Origin of the sequence: Pseudomonas sp. 22526 (assembly GCF_052044735.1) — a bacterium.
GTDB lineage: Bacteria > Pseudomonadota > Gammaproteobacteria > Pseudomonadales > Pseudomonadaceae > Aquipseudomonas > Aquipseudomonas piscium.
The window spans coordinates 1-21,338 of sequence record NZ_JBQENK010000025.1; the positions used below are offsets into that span (position 1 = coordinate 1).

Consider the following 21,338-nt stretch of genomic DNA (forward strand, 5'->3'; position numbering starts at 1 on the left):
GCGCCCGATCGCAGCCTGCGGCAGCGGCTACAGGGATCACTGCCGAATCCAGGCCGACCGGCAGGTCGCCTCGCGTTGCTTTTGATTTTCTTGCCCCGTCGGGAGGCCGAGTGGAGGTTCTGCGCAGTGGGCAACTCGGCAGGGATGCCGAGTTAGCCGCCCCAGGCCATGGATGGCCTGTGGCGGCGGCCCACGGAGCAGGACCGGAGCGAGGGAATCCGGGCCTTAGCGAGGACCGGACGCTGGGGGCAAGAGCCTTTGGTTACTTTGGGCTCTTCAAAGTGACTCGCCGTAAGGGCGAAACCGCCAGCGGCCGTGACCGCAGCAACGGATATGTACACCTACCCCGCCGCAAGGGCGGAACCCTAGGTGGCCCTGACCGCAGCAACGGATATGTACACGGCCAAGGCCCGGAGATACTCCCATGAACCCACAGCTCCCTTATGCCTGGGCCAAATCCCAACGCATCCTCCTGCGTCATAGCGAGGAGGGCGCCGTACTCCTGGTCTGCCCCTCGACCCCCGGCTGGTCGATCAGCGAAGTACGCCGCCAGTTCGGCCCGGCGCGCCTGGAGCGGGTGCGCGACGAGGAGCTCGACGGCCTGCTGGCCAGCGCCTATTCCGATACCGGCAGTGCCGCCGCGGTGGTTGGCGCCGCCGAGAACGAGGTCGACCTCGACCGCCTGATGCAGGACATCCCGGAAATCACCGACCTGCTCGACACCCAGGACGGCGCGCCGGTGATCCGCATGATCAACGCCTTGCTGACCCAGGCCGCGCGGGACGAGGCCAGCGATATCCATATCGAGCCCTATGAAAGCCATTCGGTGGTGCGCTACCGGGTCGACGGCACGCTGCGCGACGTGGTCTCGCCGCGCAAGGCCCTGCATGGCGCACTGGTGTCGCGGATCAAGATCATGGCCCAGCTCGACATCGCCGAAAAACGCCTGCCCCAGGACGGCCGCATCGCCTTGCGCGTGGCTGGGCGGCCCATCGATATCCGGGTGTCCACGGTGCCCACCGGGCATGGCGAACGGGTGGTGATGCGTCTGCTGGATAAACAAGCCGGGCGCCTGCAACTGGAAACCCTGGGGATGGACCCGCAGGTGCTGGGCAAGCTCGATAACCTGATCCGCCAGCCCCACGGCATCGTGCTGGTCACCGGCCCCACCGGCAGCGGCAAGACCACCAGCCTCTACGCCGCCCTGGCGCGGCTGGACGCCAGCACCAGCAACATCCTCACTGTCGAAGACCCGGTGGAGTACGACCTGCCGGGCATCAGCCAGATCCAGGTCAACGCCAAGATCGACATGACCTTTGCCCTGGCCCTGCGCGCGATCCTGCGTCAGGACCCGGACATCATCATGATTGGCGAGATCCGCGACCTGGAGACCGCGCAGATCGCCGTGCAGGCTTCGCTCACCGGCCACCTGGTGCTGGCGACCCTGCACACCAACGACGCGGTGTCGGCGGTCAACCGCCTGATCGACATGGGTGTCGAACCCTTCCTGCTGGCCTCGTCGATGCTCGGCGTACTGGCCCAGCGCCTGGTGCGGCGCCTGTGCCCGCACTGCAAGGAAGAAGATCCGACCGCCCCCGGTACCTGGCGTCCGGTGGGCTGCCCGGCCTGTAACCAGGTCGGTTACAGCGGGCGCACCGGCATCCACGAACTGTTCTGCATCGACGACGACATTCGCAGCCTGATTCACCAGGGCGCCGACGAACAGGCGTTGCGCGCCGCCGCGCGCCGCGCCGGGATGTTCAGCATGCGCGAGGACGGCGAGCGCTGGGTGCGCAGCGGCGCCACCGCCCCTGAAGAAATCATCCGTGTGACCCGGGACGCCTGATGAACCGTTATCGCTACGAAGCCGCCGACGCCCTCGGCAAGATCGAGTCCGGGCACCTGGAAGCCGACAGCCAGAGCGCCGCCTTCGGCGTGCTGCGCAGCCGTGGGCTGACGGCCCTGCTGGTGCAGGTCGAGAGCAACACGCCCAAGGCCGGCGGCGGCCTGTTCAGCGCCAAGCTGTCGGACAACGATCTGGCCTGGGCCACCCGCCAGCTGGCCAGCCTGCTGGGCGCCAGCCTGCCGCTGGAGGCGGCGCTCAGCGCCACGGTGGAGCAGGCCGAACGCAAGCACATCGCCCACACCCTCAGCGCGGTGCGCGCCGATGTGCGCAGCGGCATGCGCCTGGCCGAAGCCCTGGCGGCGCGACCACGGGATTTCCCGGACATCTACCGGGCGCTGATCGCCGCCGGCGAAGAGTCGGGCGATCTGGCCCAGGTCATGGAGCGCCTGGCCGACTACATCGAGGAGCGCAACACCCTGCGCGGCAAGATCCTCACCGCCTTTATCTACCCCGGCGTGGTGGGGCTGGTCTCGGTCGGTATCGTGATCTTCCTGCTCAGCTACGTGGTGCCCCAGGTGGTCAGCGCCTTCTCCCAGGCGCGCCAGGACCTGCCGGGGCTGACCCTGGCGATGCTCAACGCCAGCGACTTCATCCGCGCCTGGGGCTGGTTGTGTTTCGGCGTGCTGGCCGGTGGCTTCTGGAGCTGGCGTATGTACCTGCGCAACCCCCAGGCCCGTCTGAACTGGCACAGCCGGGTGCTGCGCCTGCCGCTGATCGGGCGCTTCGTGCTGGGCCTGAACACCGCGCGCTTCGCCTCGACCCTGGCGATCCTCGGCGGAGCAGGGGTGCCGCTGCTGCGCGCCCTCGAAGCGGCGCGCCAGACCCTGTCCAACGACCGCCTGAGCCAGAGCGTCAGCGACGCCACCGCCAAGGTCCGCGAAGGCGTCAACCTGGCCGCCGCGCTGCGGGTGGAAAAAGTCTTCCCGCCGGTGCTGATCCACCTGATCGCCAGCGGCGAAAAAACCGGCGCCCTGCCACCCATGCTCGAACGTGCCGCACAAACCCTGTCCCGCGACATCGAACGCCGCGCCATGGGCATGACCGCCTTGTTAGAGCCGCTGATGATCGTGGTCATGGGCGGAGTGGTGCTGGTGATCGTCATGGCGGTGCTGCTGCCGATCATCGAGATCAACCAGCTGGTGCAATAAAAGGAGGGCTTCTGTAGGAGCGAAGCTTGCTCGCAATGGCGTCCGTCCAGACGACTCGCATCGCCTGGATCGCGGGCAAGCCTCGCTCCTACGGATCGTGAGTCTCCTCGACGGGCGTATGTGAACGCTCCGTAGCCGCTGCCGAGCGTAGCGAGGCTGCGCTCGAGGACGCAGTCCTCGCCAAACCTGAACACGCGGTTCGCCAGGAACAACAGCCGGGTTGCCTCAACTTTTTTCTGCCCCGACGCCTGCCACCCGAGCGGCCATCCCGCCGAACTCGGGTTCCTCGTTCTGTCATGCACAAGCACCCCCATCGCCCCCAGCCCAAGACCCACGCCGCGCCTGGCCGGAAACTGGCAAAAGGCCCAGCGAAACCTCGCTGTCACCTGCGCCGAAAAGCCCGTGCCAAAGCCCTGGAACACCCGAGAAAGTTTTTGAAAATCAAGCGCTTTCTCCCGAGGTTTTTTCCTTTATCTGTCACCGGAAACTGCGAACTTCTTACCCATGGCCTCACCCCGCACAACGCTCTCAGAGCAGGGCAGAGGATCTGAGCGCCATGGCGTCATGCAAGAACCATTGACCTCCGTATACACACGACGAAAGGAGATTCTTCATGTTTAAGCGCACTATGATCGCAGCTTCCATGGCTGTAGCGGCTCTGGCTTCGGCCCAATCGATGGCTGCTGTTGTGGGTGGCGGTGCCACTCTGCCACAGAGCCTGTACGGCACCACCGCCGGTACCGGCATCCTGGCTTCCTCGACTCCTGGCTTCAACCCTTACATCGGCGTGGGTAGCGGTGCAGGCAAGCAGGCCTTTTTCAACAATGACTCCACCAAGTTCAACCTGGCTGCTGGCATCAACGTCGACTACGCCGGTAGCGACTCGATTGTGAGCGCGGCTGAGCGTGACGCCTACAACACCAGCACTGACAAGGGCCGTGCCACTTTTGGTCCTTTGATCCAGATCCCGGCCGAAGCCACTTCGGTGACCGTGCCTTACAACGTCGCTGGCAAAACCACGTTGAACCTCACCAGCGCTCAACTGGCCGATATCTTCTCGGGCAAGATTAAAAACTGGAATGAAATCGTCTTCGCCGGCGTTGCCGGTCCAAACCTGCCTATCAAGGTCGTTTATCGCACTGACGGCAGTGGCACCACCGAGATCTTCACCACTCACCTGAAGGCTGTGAAATCTACTTCGGTACCTGCCGCCAGCAACAGCTTTGCCACCGCCGTAGGCTTCAACCCTGCCACCAACGCTCCTGCCGGCTCCACCTATATCGGCGTTTCCGGTAGCGGTGCCGTGGCGACTGCAGTAGCCAACAACGACGGTGCCATCGGTTACGTCAGCCCTGACTTCGCCGAGTTCAACAATGCGGCCAAGGTAGCAACGGTCAACGGCTTCCTGCCAACCCAGGTCAACGTGCAGATCACTCTGGATACCGCGCTGCCACCGACCAACCCAGCCAGCGGCAAGAACCCAGCCAACCCTCTGGATTGGGTTCCGACCTTCCCCAACCCAAGCACCGGCTATCCAATCGTTGGCTACACCAACCTGATCTTCAGCCAGTGCTACAAGGATGCTGGCGACAACCTGCGCATCCGTAACTTCCTCAATGCTCACTACACCGGCGGCAACAACACTACTGTGTCGAGCCATTCCTTCATCCCACTGTCGACTGCCTGGCAGACCGCCGTTCACGACACCTTCTACAAAACCACCAGCGCCCTGCGCGTTGGCGACACCAACGTCTGCAACGGCATTGGTCGTCCGTCCTGATACCCCGCCATCGGCAGGGTTCGTGTAACAGCCGGCAATGGCTCAAGCCATTGCCGGCTTTCTCGTTTCCGCCTGTTGTCGCGCAGATGAACTTTGCATGACAGAAGTTCGGTCGCGCCTGCCCATAACCGCCTTAGCAGTAATCCCGCGAATGTTTTGGCGGCGACCGTCGTACCCGCCATTCGCCCGAACAGTGAAAAGGACCCGCAAGTGATGCGCTCTGAGCCGAATCCGCCAGTTTCCCGACTCATCAACGCTTCTGCCGCCAACGGACAGCCGGTGCTGCGACTCAAGCCGCTGGCGCAGGCCATTGCCCTGTTGATGCTCGCCGGCACGGCCCAGGCGGCGCAGCCTCAGGCCTTCAGTTCGAGTTGGTTCGGGGCCATGGGGGGCGGCCAGAACGGGGGGGCGCACGGAGCTGTCGGAGGAGGGCTGCCAGTCGGTGCTCCACCGCCCCTGGCGCAACAGCAGCGGGTCAACAGTCAGCTGCAACGCTCGATGAGCAACCTCAACAACACCGTGGCCGCCATCGCCGCTCAGCAGGCAGCGCAAGCGGCCGGGCGCGCGGCGGCGCTGACCGCTCCGCAGACCGTGCATAACGGCCTGGGGGGCAATGGCCTGAATGTGCTGGTCGGAGCCGACGGCAAGCCGCTGTTCATCAACGCCGAAGGGCCGGTACAGACCGATGCCAACGGCAAGGCGCTGGTGTCGATCAAACAGACCGCCGACAAAGCGATCCTCAACTGGGAAACCTTCAATATCGGCCGTGACACCACCGTCGAGTTCCAGCAGAACGCCGATTGGGCCGCGCTCAACCGCGTCAACAACAGCACCTCGCCGAGCCAGATCCAGGGCGCGCTCAAGGCCGACGGCACGGTGATGATCCTCAACCGTAACGGCGTGGTATTCAGCGGCAGCAGCCAGGTCAATGTGCGCAACCTGGTGGCTGCAGCCACCACCATCAGCGACGAACAGTTCAACAACCGTGGGCTGTTCAGCGCCAGCGACAGCGCGCCGACTTTCAGCGACGCCGCCGGCAAGGTGCTGGTGGAGCAGGGCGCGCAACTGCAGACCCATGTGCCGGGCTCTTCCACCTCCAGCGGCGGTTATGTGCTGTTGCTGGGCAAGGAAGTGGATAACGCGGGCAGCATCAATACTCCGCGAGGCCAGACCGCTCTGGTCGCCGGTGACAGTTTTGTGATCAAGAAAGGCTACAGCACCGACGGTAACCCGACCTCGACCACCCGCGGCAACGAGGTTGTCGCTTCAGGCGGCGGCAAGGTCAGCAACCATGGCTCGATCCAGGCGGCTACCGGCGACATCACCCTGAGTGCCCAGGAAGTGCTGCAAAAAGGCCTGGTCCTGAGCAGTACCTCGGTGGACGCCCGCGGAACCCTGCATCTGAATGCCCGGGGCAGCGACGCCAAGGTCACCCTGGGCGAGGGCAGTACCAGCGCCATCCTGATCGACAGCAGCACGGCCCTGGACAGCCAGCGGGACGGACTCTTGACACCAGCCTTGAACCAGGCTGGAAACGCGACGCCGGCCGATACCTATCGTCGCGACCAGTCACTGGTGGATATCGTCAGCGGCGGCACCGTGGACTTCCAGAGCGGTTCGATCACCCTGGCCACCGGTGGCCAGGTCGCGGTGAATGCCGGGCAGCGCAGCCTGGTGCGCGACGGCGCGGTGATCGATGTGTCGGGGGCGGTGGGCGTCAAGGTGGCGATGGAGTCCAACAGCGTCAAGGTCAATATCCAGGGCAACGAACAGCGGGACGCTTCGGTCAACCGGGACAGCAAGAACCTCAACAACAACGATGTCTGGGTCGATGCGCGGGAACTGGTACTGGTTCCTGCGGGGACCAACGGCTACGCCACGGATCGCTGGTACACCGCCGGCGGCTTGCTGGAGGTGGGCGGTTATCTGGGAACCCAGCCGCATAACGTCGGCGAATGGATGGCCCAGGGCGGCAGCGTGCGTCTGAGCGGCAATGAGGTGGTGACTCAGCAGGGTTCGCAGATCAACCTCTCCGGCGGCACCCTGGACGTGCAGGACGGGATGATCCAGCAGACCTGGCTGCGGGCCGCCGATGGCCGGCTGATCGAGTTGTCCAGGGCTCCGGGTGACATTCTCTATCGCGGGCTCTACAAAGGCTTCGAAGAGCACAGCGTGCGTTGGGGCCAGACCGAGTACCATTACAACTCGTTGATTGCTCCCCGCGAGCGCTTGGAGCAAGGCTACAGCGTAGGTCGAGACGCTGGTCGCCTGGAAGTCAGCACTCGCAATGCGATACTCGAAGGGCAGATCGTCGGTGACACCTTCCAGGGCGATCGCCAGACTCAGGCCCCACGTCCGGGGCTCGACGGCTACCAGCAGGGGCAGAACGCCGTGGCCCGGGGCGGGCAGTTGGTGGTCGGGTCCTATGTGCCTTACTACGTCAAGGACAGCGCCAGCCTGCAGTACGCCCTGAGTGCCGATGCCAATACCGTCAAGCAGGTGGTGCTGGGGCAGGCCGCGGCGATCGCTGATGGGCTGGACCTGGACACTGTTCTGCCCGATGAGCGCAAGGGCGCTTTGTGGCTCGACACCGAGCAGCTCAACGGTTTCAAACTCAGCAGCATCAAGGTCGCCGCCACAGGCAGCATCTTGGTTGAGGGTGCTCTGGAAGTCAGTCCCGGTGGCGATATCATCCTGTACGGCCCTCAGGTTCAGGTCAATGCCGACCTTACGGCCCATGGCGGCAATCTGGCCCTGGGCAATGTGCTGCAGCAGATCACCAGCAACGGCAAGCTCGACACCACCCTGGCGGCGACGGGAGGCAAGCGCGCGACGCTGACGGTTGGCAGTGGCGTCCGGTTGGACACCAGCGGCCTGTGGAGCAACCTGTTGTTGGACCCTGCCGATGGCAGTCGCTTGCCTTACCTCAATGGCGGCAGCGTCTCGCTGCGCAGCAGCGCCGATGTCGCGCTGGAGAGCGGCAGCCTGATCGACGTGTCATCGGGCGCGGCACTTATGAGCGACGGCAAGACCCGCGCTGGCAAGGGCGGTAATCTCACCCTGGTGGCCAATGCCAACAGCGCGGCGGCCATCGGCACGCTCACCCTGGACGGCGAGCTGCGCGGCCATGGCGTGAACGGTGGCGGCACCTTGAGCCTCCAGAGCGGCAAGGTGCTGATCGGTGAGCGCGCCGCCGACACTGCCGCCGACACCCTGGTGCTGGCCCCGCAGTTTTTCGATAAAGGTTTCGCCGCGTATGACATCACCGGCAACCAGGGCCTGCGGGTGGCCGATGGTGCACAGGTCGAGGTGACCCAACCGGTCTATCTGTTGGGCGATCAGGCCAGGAGCACAGCGACTGGAGCGGACCCGACCTCTGCGTTGGAACGCTGGTTGCCCGGGCTTTACCAGGAAGACCCGATCAAGGCCGTACTCAGCCAGCGCCAGGGCGCGAGTATCAGCCTGCGGGCCGGCACCGCGCGCTCGAGCGCGGCGGACATGGCCAGTACCCAGCTGGTGGTGGGCAAGGGTGCCGCCATCAGCGTCGACCCCGGCCAGTCGATCGCCCTGGGCAGCATTGGCCAGTTGACCCTGGACGGTGCATTGAATGCCTGGGGCGGCGCCATCACCTTGAGCGGCATCTCGGTTGCGCCGGATGTGGCCGAAGCCGTCGAGGGCGTCGGTCATGGCCGCTCGATCTGGGTGGGGGAACAGGCGGTGCTCGATGTCGCCGCGCGGGCGGTCACCGCGACCGATGCCCTGCGGCGTCGCTACGGGAAGGTGGACGCAGGTGGCACCATCGTCATCGGCGGGCAAATCGACCCGCAGACCGGCATCGCCAGCGCGGCCAATCAATTTGTGGTGGTGCGTGAAGGCGCGCGCCTGGAGGCTTCCGGCGCCCAAGCCATGGTCGATGTGGCGGGTCAAGGGCCTGTGGCGATTGCCAGCAGTGGCGGCAGTATTTCCCTGGCGTCGAACAACGGCCTGTACCTGGACGGCAGTTTCAACGCCCGAGCTGGTGGCAGCGGCGCGGCGGGCGGCTCACTGAATGTGGCACTGGAGGCACCGATCTACCTTACCAGCGTGTCGCAGCAGCGGGTACGCCAGGCGCGGGAGATGGTGGTTGGCCAGGCCAGCGCCGACAGCCTGCTGCCCAGCGGCGCCGGCCCCAAAGCCGTGCAAGACACCCTTGCCTATGGCCATGCCCGGCTGGGGCTGGATAAAGTTCAGGCCGGGGGCTTCGATAACCTGTCGCTGCTCAGCAATGGCCTGATCAGTTTCGACGGCGCGCTGTCGCTGTCCCTGGGGCAGAGCCTGCAGTTGTATGCCGGTGCCCTGGCATTGAGCGATGGCGCCGCGGCCGGCTCACGGGTGCAACTGACCGCGCCTTATGTACGCCTGGCGGGTGTCGGCGCGGTGGTTGCACCTGACCAATGGATGCGCCCTACGGTGCAGGGTGGGGTTTCGACCCAGGCTTCGACGGGCAACCTGTTGGTCACGGCGGGTAACGTACTGGATATCCGCGACGGTGTGAATATCGGCGCCCACGGCACCACCGCCAGCGGCCTGAGCCAGGCCATCGATCGCCGTGCCTTCGACGATACGCAGCTGATCAGCCAGGGCGATATGCGCTTGCTGGCCAGCACCGTCAACGCGCGCAATACCAACCTGAGTACCCAGGCCGACCTGCGGCTGGCGGCGGCGCAGATCTACCCGGCCACCGGCGCGGTGGCGCAGGTGCTCGCGGGTTATCGGGGCAATGGCCTGGACTATGACCCGGATCGCACCCTGAGCATCGGGCGCACTGGCAGCATCGATCCGGCGCAACCCTATTCGGTGTTCGGCAAGCTGACTCTTGGGGCGGCGGTCATCGAGCAGGGCGGCGTGCTGCGGGCGCCCCTGGGCAATATTTCCCTGGGCACCGAGCAGGGGATATTGCGCTACACCAAACAACTCAGCCTGCTGCCGGGCAGCCTGACGTCGGTCAGCGCCGCGGGCCTGACCTTGCCCTATGGCGGGACGGTGGACGGCGTGACTTGGCGCTTCGACGGTAAACAAGTGGACTTGCTGGGTGTGGGCGGTACCAGTTCCAACGCTAACCTGGTAGTGGGCGCGCAGCTGCTGGGCCAGTCGATCGAGGTGCAGCAGGGTGCGGTACTGGACCTCTCAGGCGGCGGCCAGTTGCTGGGCGCGGCGTTCGTTTCCGGGCGTGGTGGTTCGACCGATGCGCGCTACAACCCGTTGGTGCAGTTCGGCGCCGATGGCCGCTTTACCTTGCCGGGGCTGGACACCAACCCGGTGTACGCCATCGTGCCCGGGGTCCAGGCGAATGTCGCGCCCAGCGGCGGCGAGGCGGGGGCGACAACGCCCTTGGTGGGCCAGCAGATCAGCATCGACGCGGGCGTACCCGGCTTGCCGGCGGGCACCTACACCTTGCTGCCGTCGACCTATGCCTTGCTGCCGGGGGCGTTCCGGGTCGAGATCAATGGCTTGGCCGCGCCATTCGGCGCGACCGCGCTGACCCGTGGCTCGGTCATGAGCAACGGCTCCTGGTCCAGCGCGGGCCGGTTGTCCATTGCCCAGACCGGGATTCAGGATGCCTTGAGCCGCCAGGTGATCCTGACCCCGGCCGCGGTGCTGCGCAGTTACTCGCAATACAACGAAACTCCGTATGCCGATTTTGTCCGCAGCGATGCCGCACGCCAGGGCGTGCCTCGCGCAGCGCTGGAGGCCGACGGCAAAACCTTGCGGGTCAGCCTGATCGCCGGCCAGGGCAATGCCTCCAACGGTTTCGAGTTCGCCGGAGTGGCACGTTCGGCGGCGGCCGAAGGCGGTTTTGGCGCGAGCCTGGAGATCATGTCCGGGTCGAGCGGCAGCGGCAGCGCGATCGAGATTCTGCCTGCTGGGGCCACTGCCAGCGGCAACGGGGTGTCGTTCCATGCCGATGATCTGAATGCCATTGGCACAGCTCGCATGAGCATTGGCGGAGCACCGAACGTGGTGTATGGCCAAGGTGGCAATTTTGTCCAGTTCGACGCGAACAGCGCCGCCGAGTCGGTGACTCTGCGCCAGGGCGCGACCTTGTCGGCCCCTGAAGTGTTCCTCGTTTCCGGTCGACCCAATGGGGCGATCCAAGTCGAGCAGGGTGCATCGATCAATACCCTGGGGCGTGGCGACGCGGCCTATGACTCCACCGACGGTTTTATCTACCAACCGGGACTTCGCAGCGTGCTGGCCGTCTCCAACGGCGTGCTGCAAATGCTCGCGCCGACCGAGGGCGATGTACTCCGGGGGCCCGGCAGTATCTTGATCGGTGACTGTGTACAGGCTGCCTGCCAGGGCGAAACCACGCTCTACTCCCAAGGCACCATTGCCTTCGCCACCACCAACACCTTCAGGCTGGGTGATGCGGTGCGCTACGGCACCCGTCATCTGGCCCTGGCGGTCGGCGGGGTCAATGTCGGCAGTCCGGAGGCGCTGGCGGCCGCCCAGGCGCGCAATGCGCTGCCGTCGGGGTTGACCCTCAACCAGGACGTCATGAACCGCTTGCTGCGTGGCGATATCGCCAGTGGGGCGCCGGCTCTGGAGACCTTGTCGTTGACCGCCGGCCGGTCATTGAATTTCTACGGCAGCACCACCCTGAGCACCCTGGACGGCAACGGCCGATCGATGCTCGACAACCTGATGCTCAGTACCCCGGCGATCTACGGCGACGGCGCGGCCGGCGATGTGGCGCTGATCCAGACCGGCAACCTGATCTGGAACGGGGTAGCCGGTACGCCTGCTGCGGTGATCGCCAACGGCGCCGGCACCGGCAGCGGCACCCTGGAGATCCAGGCACGGCGCATCGAATTCGGCTATGGCCCCAACACTCAGCCCGATCCCTTGGCCGACTACGCCCGCCTGGCCCTGGGTTTTGCCAACGTCAACCTCAGCGCCAGCGAGCGCCTCACCGCCAACCATAAGGGCAGCCTGGCGGTCTATCAGTCCCAGGGTGCCTATGAAACCGGCAAGGGCTTCGCCTACAGCGGCGGCAACCTGAATATCAGCACGCCGTTACTGACCGGCGAGGCGGGTTCGGTCAACCGCATCACCGCGGGGGGCGACCTGCGGCTGAGCCGCGCGCCGGGCCAGCAGGCGGCACTGCCGGCCATCGACAGCCTCGGCGCTGAAGTGTTGCTGGCCGGCAACAATGTCGAACTGGACAGCAGCGTGGTCCTGCCCAGCGGCAAGCTGACGGTGAATGCCGAGCATGGGTTGAACCTGACCGACCGCGCCCATCTGGACCTGGCCGGGCGCCGGGTCACATTCAACGAAGTCAGCCAATACAGCTGGGGCGGCGATGTGATCCTGCAAAGCCGCGAGGGCGATATTCATCAGGCGGGTGGCTCGTTGATCGACCTGTCGGCGCAGAACAACCACGGCGGCAACCTGAAAGCGCTGGCCGTGGGCGAGGGCGGCGGTCAGGTGGACCTGCAAGGCCAGTTGCTCGGTGCCAGCTCGGGGCATTACGACGCCGGCGGCACCCTGGTGCCTTACAAGGCCGGTAGCGTCGATCTCCGCGCGCAGACCCTGGGGGATTTCGCCGCGCTCAACCAGCGCCTCAACCAGGGCCAGGTGTTCGGCGCCCGCAGCTTCCAGATCAAGCGCGGCGACCTGACGATCGGCAACGAACTCAAGGCCGGCGAAGTCAACGTTTCCGTGGATAACGGCCAGTTGACGGTGCTGGGTACCATCGATGCCAGCGGTGAGCGGGTCGGCAGCATTCGCCTGGCCGCCCGCCAGGGCCTGACCCTGGCGGGCGGTGCCTTGCTCGATACCCATGGCACGGCCCTGCGGGTCGACAGCTACGGCAAAATCATCGACTCGCCGAACCGCGCGGTGGTTGAACTCAACTCCGGCCTGGGCCAACTGATCCTGGCCGAGGGTGCCCGCATCGACCTGCGCCACGGCACTTCGGTCGCCGCCGGTACGGCGCCCGGCCAGTACGACGGCCAGGCCCGCGGGACGCTGGAACTCAATGCACCGCGCCTGGATGCCAGCGACCCGACCCTGGGCGATATCGCCATCGATGCCAGTGGCCGGCTGAATATCCTCGGGGCACGCTCCATCGCGGTAAACGGCACCGCCCGTTACACCGATGTCCCCGAGGGCACGGCGCCGGCCGCCAGCGGCCGGCCGTACCAGGTGATCGACCAGGCCTACCTGGACGCCAAGCATCAGGACAGCCAGCGCTTTATCGACAATGCCTTGAGCAATGCCGGCTTGATGAACGGCAAGCTGGCCGGCTTGAACAACGCCACCTATGCCGACGCCTTTCACCTGCGCCCGGGGCTGGAGATCGTCACCCAGGGCGATCTGGTGATCAGCGGTGACCTGGACCTCTCCGGTTATCGCTATGTCAGCGTCAACCCCCATGCGCAGAAAACCGCGGTGTATGGCTCGGGTGAACCGGGCAACCTGGTGATTCGCGCCGCTGGCAACCTGGATATCTACGGCAGCATCAACGACGGTTTTGCGCCTCCGCCGCCGACCCCGGACGACGCCGGCTGGGTGTTGACCCCTGGCCGCCAGGCCTTTGGTGGCGACGTGGTGGTGCCAGGACCGGGCGTGACGCTGGCCGACGGCAGCCTGTTCCCGACCGGCAAGACCCTCAACTACGCGTTGCCGATCAAGCCGGCGCGCCTGGCCCAGGGCACCTTGCTGCCGGTCGAGGCGACCCTGCAGGCCCCGCTGGAGCTGCCGGCCGGTACCGTGCTGCAAGCCGCCGTGCGCGACAGCGCCGGCAACCAGGTGTATGCCGCCGGTACCCTGATCCGCGAGGCCGTGACCCTGGCCAGCGGCATGACCTTGGACGCCGGCACGCGGCTGCCCGTGGCGGCGTCGCTGGGGGCCATGACCTGGCCGGCCGGGGTGCCCTTGCCGAGCCGCGACAGCTTTGACCTGAACAGCCCGAACGGCGTGCAACTGGCCGGCTCACTGGAGCTCAAGGTGGGCGCGCTGATCCCGTCGGAAACCGATATCAAGTTGCCGTCCGGGGTGATTTCGGTGCCGCTGCGCACGGTGACCGGCGGGCGCCAGGGCAGCAATTGGGCCGTTGCTTCATTGTTACCGGAGGGCTCGCTGTCCTGGTCGATGCGCCTGGTTTCGGGAGCCGATACCCAGGCGGCCGACACCCGGGCGATCAAACCGGTGATGGCTGGCGACCTGACCCTGGCCGATACCCATTACGCGGTTCTTGAAGGTCATGAGACCATCATTATCCCAGGGACTCCGGAACGCCCGGCCGGAGCCTGGTTCTGGAACGAGCTGGGGGTATTGATCGACCCGAGCTTCGTCGAAGGCACGCGGGTCGCGCCGGCGGATGAGTCCTGGTGCGCCGAGGGGATGTGCAATCGCTTCAACTATGTATGGAACGACCTTGGAGTGTTGATCGACCCGAGCTTTGTCGAAGGATCGCCGGTGAAGACGGAATATGAGTCCTGGTGTGCCGAAGGCCTATGTACCTCATTGGGCGAGGCCATCCCCGGCACGCCGGAGCAAGTCATCGTCGGTCCAGTGAACAAGGTAACGCCGGTCACCCAGAACTTCAGCGTACTGCGCACCGGGACCGGGGACCTGGACCTGCTGGCGGCGGGCAATGTGGCCATGCAGTCGTCTTATGGGGTCTACACCGCCGGGGCTTCGACGGCCGCACGAACCGGCGATCTGCAGGCCGCTTTCGACCAGCCGCGCAGTCGTGGCAGCGATGGCAGTGTCCTGGGCAGTGCAGCGGCCGCTTACGAACCCCTGGTCAACGAGGGGGCGGGCAGTCTGTATGCGGCCTGGTACCCGGACCAGGGCGGCAACCTGCTATTGCGCAGCGGCGGCAGTCTGACCGGTGATGTGTTCAGCAACTACACCCTTCCGCGTAACGAAAACGCCCGCGCTCAATTGGCCAGTTCCAACCTGGGCAACTGGCTTTGGCGTCAGGGGACGGGCGATACGGCCGGGGTTACGCCGATTCCTGCCAGTTGGTGGATCAACTTCGGTACCTACGTGAGTGGTCGCGGAGCCGTGAACACCGGTAATCCTGACAGTGCGCTGATTGCTCAGTTGCCAATCCTGGTGGGCTTTACCGGTATCGGTACCTTGGGCGGCGGTAATCTGACCCTGGACGTGGGCCGTGATGCCGGTTTGCTCAGCCGTCGTGGCGCTCCGGACGCGGTTTCCTCGCCTCGCAGCCAGGGGTTGGTGCTGGCGGTGGGTAGCAGCGGTCGGGTGACCCCGACAGGAGAGCTGCTGCTGACCGGCGGTGGCGATCTGAATGTACGTGTCGGTGGCGATTTGAACCCCGGATTATCGGCTCGGGCCGCCACCAGCACACCGATTGCCAATCCGCTCTCTACTGACTATACCCAGCAGGATTTGCGTCTGAACGGGGTCTTGAGCAACCTGCGTGGCGCGCTCGGCCTGCAAGCCTCGAGCCTGGGGGGGATTGCCTTGAACTATGGCAGTCTCGTGCAGTTCAACGACAGTAAAGAGACCCGTGCCTACGATCCGTTCAACTCTACCCTGGGTACCGCGACAGGGGGCATGGTGTTGATGCTCGGCGATGCCACAGCCAGCCTGGCCACCCGCGGCGATCTGGTGCTGGCCGGTACGGGCGACCCGGGGCGGACGTCTACTGAAAACGCCTCGGCGTTCACCTATGACGGTACTTCTTATGGGACAGGGGGCTATGGCTGGTTTTCGTTGTGGACCGAGCGCACGGCCATCGATCTGTTTTCGGCGGGAGGTAGCCTGACCCCAAGTGTGCAGATCGGTGATGTAGGCAGTGACCTCATGCCGATTGGCAACCGCAACAGCTCGCCGACCGATGGCCGATTCATCTTCCCTTCGCAATTGAGCGCAATTGCCGCCAGTGGCGATGTGTTTATCGGCGGCTCGGCGCTGGGGGGCACGAGTAACAATCCGAAGTACTCGCTGCTGTTGGCGCCGTCGACCCGTGGTCGCCTGGATGTGCTGGCCGGGGATTCGATTTATGCGGGCGGTTATTCGATCAACCAGTCCGGAGCGTCTCTGAGCGCGATGCCCACGCCTTTTACCCCGGCATTCGCGGGCTGGGGGACGGGTACCGCCCCCATAGTGACTAATCTGAGCAGCAACGGCATTACGATTCCGAACATCAAAACCGAGTTTTCGTTGTTCGCCTTTGGTGCCAACACCAACAATAATCAGTTCGCCAGCACTGATGCAGCGCGCTTTTATGCGGTTGGCGGGGACATAGTCGGGTTGCGCAGCGGTGAAATATTGAACTTCACCTCTGGCCCACGGCTTGGGCAAACCTGGTACGAAGCGGCAGGCCCGGTGTGGATGAAGGCGGGTCGCGATATCGTCAACTCGGGAACGGCGTTGGGCATGCTGACAGGGGTACCCGAAATCATCGCCAGTTCCCTGGGGAATATGATGCCCGGTGGCGGCACCAGCAGTGGCAACCTGTTTGTCCATAACAACCCCAGCGATATCTCCATTGTTTCCGCCGGACGCGACCTGCTGTTCAGCTCCTTCAACGTCGCCGGCCCCGGCACGCTGGAGATTAGCGCCGGACGCAATATCCTGATGCAGGACAAGGCCTCGGTGAGCAGTCTCGGTCCGGTGGTGGCGGGGGATTCGCGGCCTGGCGCCAGCATCGTCATGCAGGCCGGTGTCGGGGCCGCGGGCCTGGATTACCTGAAGTTTGTCACGCCCTACCTGGACCCGATCAATCAGGCTCAGGCTGGCGTGCCGTTGGCCGAGCAACGGGGCAAAGTCGCCAAGACCTATGAAGCCGAACTGTTGAAGTGGCTCAAGGAGCGCTTTGCCTTCGAGGGTTCCGGCGACGAGGCGCGGGGCTACTTTGCCAGCTTGCCGGCGGAGCAGCAGCGGGTCTTCGCCCGTCGCGTCTACTTCGAGGAACTGCGTGAGGGCGGCCGCGAGTACAACGATGCAAACGGCCCGCGTTTCGGCAGCTTCCTGCGCAGTCGCAATGCTATCGCCTCCTTGCTGCCAACCAAGGATGTGGCGGGCAATCCGATCGTTTACGACGGCGACATAACCCTGTACGGCGGCGCGGGCGTACACACCCTGTTTGGTGGTGACATCCAGATGCTGACCCCGGGCGGGCAACAGGTATTCGGCATCGAAGGCGAGGCGCCGCCGGCCAGTGCCGGGGTCATCACCCAGGGCGCCGGCGATATCCAGCTGTACTCCCAAGGCAGCATCCTGTTGGGCCAGAGCCGGGTCATGACTACCTTCGGCGGATCGATCCTCGGCTGGTCGAACGCCGGCGACATCAACGCCGGGCGTGGTTCCAAGACCACCGTGATCTATACGCCGCCCAAGCGGGTCTACGACAACTGGGGCAACGTCACGCTGTCGTCGAACGTGCCAAGCTCGGGGGCGGGGATCGCCACCCTGGCACCGATTGCCGAGGTACCTGCCGGGGATATCGACCTGTTGGCGCCATTGGGCACCATCGATGCCGGCGAGGCCGGGATCAGGGTGTCGGGCAACGTCAACATCTTCGCCTTGCAGGTAGTCAACGCGGCGAATATCCAGACTCAGGGCAAGTCCTCGGGGATACCGGTGGTGGCGTCGGTCAATACCGGGGCCCTGACGTCGGCCAGTTCGGCGGCGTCTTCGGCGACCCAGGCCGCCGAGGATGTGGCGCGCCAGCAGCAGGCGGCGTCGCGGCAGAATATGCCGTCGGTGTTTAGCGTGCAGGTGCTGAGTTTCGGCCAGGAACGCCTGGCGCCGACCCAGGATGGCGCCAGCCGGGCCAACCCCGGTTACAACCCGAACAGCCCGGTGCAGGTGCTGGGCGCCGGGCCGCTGAGCGATCAGGCGCGGCAGCAGTTGACCGAGGAGGAGCGGCGGCAACTGACCTTATAGGTTCTCTCGTGGTACCAAGCCTCGGGGTGATCGTTGATCACCCCTTTTTTTGCCTGCACCTGTAGGGGCGGCTGGTCACCGCCTTTGCGACGATTCATGGTTCAGATAGTGGCAATTTAATGTCATTGCGCATTATTCTGCGTCACCCGAATACGCCTGGGGCGTCGGGCGGCCTTATTTTCTGAATCGGAACTGGATGGATGCCAATGACTGAAGTCGTCATGAAATACCTGAAACTCGCTGGTTTGCTGCTGGCGACCACGACCTTGTTCGGCTGCGCCACCAGCCGTTCGGTGGTAGATATCGACGGGCCTGAAGTGGCCAATGGCAACGGCCAGAAGGTGGTGATCAACGTGCTCGACGAGCGTCGTTTTGAAGCCGATCCGCGCAGTGCCGACATTCCTTCGCTGAAGAATGGCGAGATCAACGACAAGGCGATCACCGAGCGTGCGATTGCGCGCAAGCGCAATGGCTATGGCATGGGGCTGGGCGATGTGCTGTTGCCGGAGGGCGTCAAGGTCAGCACGCTGATTGCCAAGAGCATCGGCGCCGCCTACGGCAAAGCCGGTTATCAAGTGGTGCCGAGCACCGAGCAGGCGCCGGATGCCAGGACCATCACCGTGCATGTGGTCGAGTTCTGGTCATGGATGTCGCCGGGTGCCTTCTCCGTTGCGGTGAACAACAAATCGCACCTGAAGGTGGACACCGGTAGCGCGTCCTCGCCTGTCGAGGTCAAGACCTTGAAACGCGAAGGCATGCAGATGATTACCGAGGATGACTGGAAACTGATCACCGAGGCCGGCTTGCAGGCCATCAGCGAGTCCATGGCCAAGCAGCTCTGAATCCAGGGTTGTTCAACTGCCGGGCGCCCGCATGCTGATGGCCCCCGGGTGCTTACTCCCCTGACGCTTGCCCTGTAGCCGCTGCCGCAGGCTNGCGCTCTTGAAACCGTCACGGCCATTCGGCCGATCGCAGCCTGCGGCAGCGGCTACAGGTGTGCGGTGTCAGGCCTGCAGGCGCCAGCCCATGACGTCGAGCAGGTCGCAGCTGTCGCGCAGCAGGATGGCGCTGGCGTTGGCCAGGTGTTGCAGGTCGGCGCTGTCGGCGTCTTTCAGGTCGAGGCGGGCGAGGCTTTCCAGCACTTGGGTGACGGCCAGCAGGCGGGCTGCGCTGTTGGCGTGGAGGACGTCGAGTGGGGTGTTTTTGTCGATCAGCAGGCAGGGGATGAGGCTGTCGATGCCCGTGAGGGGGATGTATTGCTTGTTCATGGGGTACTCCTTCGCGGATGAGAGGAGCTGCCGTCGTCGCCAAACGAAAGGGTGGCAGCTGCACGCAGGTTGGCGAACCGACCATCCACAAATCGGCAGATCCGAAGATCTCCCGCGCACAGCCGCCATAAAAGATCGCCGCGAACATAAAGGCCCGACGGCAAAGATTGCAAGCGTGACTGCTTGTAGATGAATGGCCAGGTCGCCAAACCCGGTCGCCTTATGGGCGAACCAGGACTATAGGGCGTGGTTTCCGCAGCAAACAAGTCAGCACTTTCTGCAAGTTGTGTAGGGCCAATCGCTGTCCGCTGCCCTTTGTTTACGCGGGTTTCAGAGGGGCAAGCTTTTCAGGATCGCCTGATTCAGCAGTCGGTGATGCGTCGTTACGTTCGAGGGCCATCCCTCATCGAGAACGTAGGCCATGGCTTTTGTCATCAGGGAAGGCGACCCCACCACAACCGGCGGCAAGGTCATCGCCGGATCGGCCACCACCTTTGTTGTGGATCAACGGGTCGCCCGTATTGCCGACCCGGTGTGGTGCCCGGTGTGCCAGACGGTGGGCTATATCGCTGAGGGTCATCACACTTGGGTGGATAACCAACAAGCCACGGCGGTGGAGGGTGGTCTGGTGCAATGCGGCTGTCCGAGCGGGGCCAACCGTCTGGTCGCTACTCAGTGGACGGTCTGCTCCGGGAATCAGCCGGCTATCCCGCTCGACAGCGATTACGTCGGGCCCGCGGTGATCAATACCCAGCGCTGGGCCGACGCCATTCATAAGGGCTACCCGCAGAATGAGTTTGCCGATGCGGTGCCGCGGGATCAGGTACGCGGCCTGACCCTTGCTCACGGCGATATCGTTTCCCCGCCGCTGTCCGTGCAGGACACGCAACACCTGGTAGAGCCGGGGTTTCATATCGTGCAAACGCCGATGAGCCGGGCTGCGCTGGAGACGGTGCTGTTCGGCCAGGCCGATGAGGTTGTGCTGGAGAAATTCCGCCGGCTCAATCCCCAGCTATCGAGTCCTGCCAAACCTGGGCAACTTGTTGTGCTCAGTCATCCCGATAACAACCTATGTACTCGCGAAGAAGCGCTGCTGATGGAGGCGGCGGAGAAGGTCAGTGCGGCACTGGCGTCCATGAGCGATGAGGAAGCGGCCTTTATGCTCAAGCACCGGGCGCAGGTTGAATCGATACTGTCCTATGGCTCAACGGCATTAAACGTGGGGACGGCGGCCGCGGGCAATCACATGGATGGCCTGAAAAGAACCTTGCTGGATATCGAAGCGCTTCATCAGAAGTTCTTTCTGCGGGATGGGCATCTGCGCAGTGTCGAGTTCTTTAGCGAAAGAAGAAAACTGTTCGCACAGTTGGACGCTAGCCTGCTGTCCATTACAAAAATGAGCATTGCCTTTCCCGATCACCCCAGCCTTAAGAGTGCCTTGGGGATTTCCAGTCGGAGTTTGGTACATCGCTGGACCCAGGCGGGCGCAGTGGGGCAGATACCGGGGTACGCGACGCATATTGAGGGTGTTTCCCGAGCCTCCAAGGTGCTTAAGTGGGGCGGCTGGCTTGGCATCGCTTTAGGCGGCGGAGCTTCTTATGTGAAGGTGCAGGATGTTTGTTTGGCAGGAAACAAGGAGGCTTGTGAGAAGGTGAAGTTTATGGAAGCTGGAAGCTTTACGGGTGGGGTAGCTGCAGGGGCTATTACAGCGGGCTTAATCAGTCTGGGGGGCGCGGGGGGAGTTTGTTTGGCTATTGGAGTCCCCACGGGGGGTATCGGCTCGGTAGTCTGTGGTTTGGTGGTAGCCGGTGGAGGAACTTATTATGCCGGGGAAGGGGGAGAGCTTATTGGGGGAATTATTGGAAAGGTTGTTTACGAGGTGGGGCAATGAGCAAAATTGACACCGCCGACATTGTGCTTGCTTCTTTGGGGGGCGTAACTTTTCTCGGTATGTTTATCGTGATGGGGTACTACCTTTATTTAGGCTATACCCGCATGGATAGCATTCTGGAGGCGGTCAAGAACTGCTCGCTGATCAATAGCTATCGGTTTTATCTATTCATGGGGCCTTGGGGGAAGATGATGATGGTGGCGGGAGTGGGCAGTTGTTTGTTGTTCTCGAACTATCTCATTAAGTATGGGGCGTTGGACAAGGGGGATATCGAGAACTTTCCGGAGCCTCTCAAGGGGCGATTGCTTATGTTGCAGTACATCGGATGGGTTTTGTTGGCGAGTCTTTTTCTGGAAGTAATTGCAGTCAAAATTCTTAGAGGTTAAGTGCAACTATAAGGAAAGATCGCTTCATGTTCAGTATGGAAAATGCC

The 21,338-nt window shown here is 64.0% G+C and carries 8 protein-coding genes; 7 read left to right on the plus strand and 1 reads right to left on the minus strand.

Features of this window, described 5'->3' with window-relative positions; translation table 11 throughout:
• The first annotated feature begins 424 nt into the window (after window positions 1–424).
• From gspE to ACTJKT_RS27830, 5 genes are all read left to right on the plus strand, one after another.
• Window positions 425–1,846: a type II secretion system ATPase GspE gene (gene gspE / locus ACTJKT_RS27810; protein ID WP_097303287.1), complete on the plus strand. Its 1,422-nt coding sequence runs from the start codon at window positions 425–427 to the stop codon at window positions 1,844–1,846.
• Complete coding sequence (gene gspF, locus ACTJKT_RS27815; RefSeq protein WP_440789475.1) at window positions 1,846–3,054, plus strand: type II secretion system inner membrane protein GspF; 1,209 nt, start codon at window positions 1,846–1,848, stop codon at window positions 3,052–3,054. Before gspE ends, gspF begins: the two co-directional genes overlap by 1 nt.
• Before the next feature lie 613 nt (window positions 3,055–3,667).
• Window positions 3,668–4,834, plus strand: a complete 1,167-nt coding sequence (locus ACTJKT_RS27820) for a substrate-binding domain-containing protein (RefSeq protein ID WP_440789477.1) — start codon at window positions 3,668–3,670, stop codon at window positions 4,832–4,834.
• A 213-nt stretch (window positions 4,835–5,047) separates the two neighbouring features.
• Entirely contained in the window at window positions 5,048–17,746 is a 12,699-nt protein-coding gene (locus tag ACTJKT_RS27825) for a filamentous haemagglutinin family protein (protein ID WP_440789479.1), read from the plus strand.
• Window positions 17,747–17,952: 206 nt separating this feature from the next.
• Window positions 17,953–18,588: a flagellar biosynthesis protein gene (locus ACTJKT_RS27830; RefSeq protein ID WP_440789481.1), complete on the plus strand. Its 636-nt coding sequence runs from the start codon at window positions 17,953–17,955 to the stop codon at window positions 18,586–18,588.
• 162 nt (window positions 18,589–18,750) lie between these two features.
• On the opposite strand, the gene ACTJKT_RS27835 is transcribed toward ACTJKT_RS27830, so the two are convergent.
• Complete coding sequence (locus ACTJKT_RS27835; RefSeq protein WP_016704711.1) at window positions 18,751–19,014, minus strand: hypothetical protein; 264 nt, start codon at window positions 19,012–19,014, stop codon at window positions 18,751–18,753.
• A 421-nt stretch (window positions 19,015–19,435) separates the two neighbouring features.
• On the opposite strand from ACTJKT_RS27835, the gene ACTJKT_RS27840 reads away from it, so the two are divergent.
• Window positions 19,436–20,905, plus strand: coding sequence for a PAAR domain-containing protein (locus tag ACTJKT_RS27840; RefSeq protein WP_440789483.1), 1,470 nt, complete (start codon window positions 19,436–19,438; stop codon window positions 20,903–20,905).
• On the plus strand, window positions 20,902–21,291 hold the full coding sequence (locus ACTJKT_RS27845) for a hypothetical protein (protein ID WP_440789485.1): 390 nt from the start codon (window positions 20,902–20,904) through the stop codon (window positions 21,289–21,291). The genes ACTJKT_RS27840 and ACTJKT_RS27845 overlap by 4 nt, the downstream gene beginning before the upstream one ends.
• The last annotated feature ends 47 nt before the right edge of the window (window positions 21,292–21,338 follow it).

What these genes read in the sequence shown, in the direction of transcription:
- gspF (WP_440789475.1), top strand. Translation starts at nt 1,846, where the DNA reads ATGAACCGTTATCGCTACGAAGCCGCCGACGCCCTCGGCAAGATCGAG.
- ACTJKT_RS27820 (WP_440789477.1), top strand. Translation starts at nt 3,668, where the DNA reads ATGTTTAAGCGCACTATGATCGCAGCTTCCATGGCTGTAGCGGCTCTG.
- ACTJKT_RS27845 (WP_440789485.1), top strand. Translation starts at nt 20,902, where the DNA reads ATGAGCAAAATTGACACCGCCGACATTGTGCTTGCTTCTTTGGGGGGC.
- ACTJKT_RS27835 (WP_016704711.1), bottom strand. Translation starts at nt 19,014, where the DNA reads ATGAACAAGCAATACATCCCCCTCACGGGCATCGACAGCCTCATCCCC.
- ACTJKT_RS27830 (WP_440789481.1), top strand. Translation starts at nt 17,953, where the DNA reads ATGACTGAAGTCGTCATGAAATACCTGAAACTCGCTGGTTTGCTGCTG.
- ACTJKT_RS27825 (WP_440789479.1), top strand. Translation starts at nt 5,048, where the DNA reads ATGCGCTCTGAGCCGAATCCGCCAGTTTCCCGACTCATCAACGCTTCT.
- ACTJKT_RS27840 (WP_440789483.1), top strand. Translation starts at nt 19,436, where the DNA reads ATGGCTTTTGTCATCAGGGAAGGCGACCCCACCACAACCGGCGGCAAG.
- gspE (WP_097303287.1), top strand. Translation starts at nt 425, where the DNA reads ATGAACCCACAGCTCCCTTATGCCTGGGCCAAATCCCAACGCATCCTC.